This is a genomic window from Azospirillum terrae (assembly GCF_053470425.1).
The window spans coordinates 1-547 of the sequence record NZ_JBPXMR010000068.1 but is presented as its reverse complement, the minus strand read 5'-3'; the positions used below and the strand labels follow the sequence as shown (position 1 = coordinate 547).

The 547-nt window shown below is 35.5% G+C and carries 1 protein-coding gene; it reads right to left on the bottom strand.

Annotated features, from left to right (window positions below):
• The coding region (locus ACSVDD_RS29745; protein WP_448193011.1) for a hypothetical protein at window positions 1-503 on the bottom strand (503 nt) is incomplete at its 3' end.
• Window positions 504-547 lie beyond the last annotated feature (44 nt).

Genomic DNA, 547 nt, shown 5'->3' with positions numbered 1-547 from the left:
GGAATAGAAAGAGAAACGCCTTCAAAAGAAGACGTTTCGCTACAATTTCCTTTCTTTTTTGCTTTCATTACCGGTATGACAATATTCTTGTCTTTGATGTAAACCATTTCGGTCATATCCTTTACCAGTTCAGGAAAATCCTTTTCCATCCTTCTTCGCAAAAGTTCACCGTCCAATGGTTTTCTTTCCGATTCAGCATCTTTTTTCTTCACCAATAAACCTTCAGCAAGTTCTTCCGTTGTAAAATAATTGAGGATATCAATAGATTCACCATAATAACGGATTACTGTAGATTCATTTGGTTCAAATACAACCTTGATTTCAACTTTCTTTGCAGCTGGTTGAGATGAAGAGGCCTCCCGCTGAGCTTCAACTTTTTTACGCAATTCTTCAGCTTTTTTTGCTCTTTCCTCTTCTTCACGCTTTTTTTGTTCTGCTGCTTCATCCACAATTCCAAACATAGAGAAAATATCTTCCTGACCTGCGATTACGTTTTTTGACATATCTAATTACCTCCGATTATCGATTTATTATTTATTATTTAAAT